We start from the raw sequence: 1,726 nt of genomic DNA, 5'->3' as shown, positions 1-1,726 counted from the left end.
CCGCCTCGATCACCATGCCGGCCAGCACATAGCCGGTGTTGTTGTAGACGGCGGCTCCGCCCGGCGCCTTCTGCTTGTCGGAGGCGAAGGCGATGTCGACCAGCTGCTGCGGCGTCCATTGCCGGCTCGGATCCATCGGAATGTAATATTCGAACTCCGGCAGGCCGCTGCGGTGGTTGATCAGCTGGCGCACTGAAATGTCCTTGGCGCCCGGCAGGTCGGGAAACCAGCCGACGATCGGCGCGCCGAGGTCGAGCCTGCCCTCCTGGGCGAGCTTGACCAGCGCCGCGGCAACGAAGGTCTTGGTGCAGCTGCCGATCTTGAACAGGCGGTCGAGCGAGACGGCAACGCCATGTTCCCGGTCGGCGAGGCCGGCGGTGAGGGCAGCTGGTGCGGCGCCTGTGGAGTAGGCGAGCGAGGCGCCCACCGCGCCATCGGTGAGATAGGTCTTGAGGAGGGCGTTAGGTCTTCACGCATGGATTCTGCTTTCGCCGCTAAATTGCTGGTTTCATAGATGTCGGTGCGCCCTCGGGTCGAGCCCGAGGGCAGGGTCGCCAAGCTTCACTCCGCCATATCGACAGCGGCAAAGTTCTGCCGGCCGAAGGGGTCGAGCACGTAGTTGAGCACGCTCTTGCGGATCGGGATCGCCACCACCGAATGGGCGATCGGCGCCACCGGCACCTCGACCTTCAGGATCGCCTGCGCCCTGGCGTAGATGTCGGCGCGCTGTTTCGGATCGGCGGCGACGCGGCCGTCCTGCAGCAGCTTCTCGAAGGCTGGATCGCACCAGCGCGAGCGGTTGGAGCCGCCCTTCACGCCGTCGCAGGAGAGCAGATAGCTCAGCATGTTGTCGGGGTCGCCATTGTCGCTGCTGCCGCCGAGCAGGTAGGCGTCCTGTTCGCCGCCGGCAGTGCGCTTGAGATATTCGCCCCACTCGAAGCTGACGATCTCGGCCTTGACGCCGACCTTCGCCCATTCGGCCTGGATCATCTCGGCCATGCGCTTGGCGTTGGGATTGTAGGGCCGCGACACCGGCATCGCCCACAGGCTGATTTTCAAGTCGCTTTCGTGGCCGGCTTCCTTCAGCAGTGTCTTCGCGCCATCCGGATCATAGTCGATGCCGGCGTCGGTGACGGCGCCTATCTGCGCCGGCGGCACGACGCTGCCGGCGACCGCGCCGGCGCCGGCATAGACGGCGTCGACGATCGCCTTGCGGTCGACGGCCTTGGCCAGTGCCATGCGCACGCGCACATCGCCGAGCGGCTGGTGTTCGACATTGAAGCCGAGAATGCCGATGTTCTGGCCCTTGAGGTCGAGCACGGTGATGTCGAGATCGGTGCGCAAATCGGCGACCGCGCTTGGCGGGGGCGGGGCGGCGACCTGGCACTCATTGGCCTTGAGGCGCTCGACGCGCGTGGTCGGCTCGGGCGTGACGGCGAAGACCAGAGTGTCGATCTTCGGCGGGCCGCGCCAATAATCCTTGTTGGCGGCGTAGCGGATCTGGCTGTCGGGGACATAGGCCTGCAGCACGAACGGGCCGGTGCCGACGGGTTCGCTATCGATCAGTTCCGGCGTGCCGGCGGCGACCATCTTTTCGGTCTGCTCCAGGGACAGGATGGAGAGATAGTCGAGCGCGATGCCGGGCAGGAAGGTGACGTTGGCAGCCGTCAGCGTGAAGCGCACGGTGTAATCGTCGACCTTGTCTATCTTGTCGATCAGTGTGCCC

Annotated in this window: 2 protein-coding genes; both read right to left on the bottom strand. The window is 65.8% G+C overall.

What is annotated here, in order from left to right; all coding sequences use genetic code 11:
* Nucleotides 1-427 (bottom strand): serine hydrolase (locus tag EN914_RS34405; RefSeq protein WP_164779134.1); only part of this gene is annotated, 427 nt, incomplete at its 3' end.
* A gap of 134 nt (nt 428-561) precedes the next feature.
* A partial coding sequence (locus EN914_RS34400; protein WP_127389637.1) for an ABC transporter substrate-binding protein occupies nt 562-1,726 on the bottom strand: 1,165 nt, incomplete at its 5' end.

Origin of the sequence: Mesorhizobium sp. M7A.F.Ca.CA.001.08.2.1 (assembly GCF_003998455.1) — a bacterium.
In the GTDB taxonomy this organism is placed as follows: Bacteria; Pseudomonadota; Alphaproteobacteria; order Rhizobiales; family Rhizobiaceae; genus Mesorhizobium; species Mesorhizobium ciceri.
This window is presented reverse-complemented; position numbering and strand designations above follow the sequence as displayed.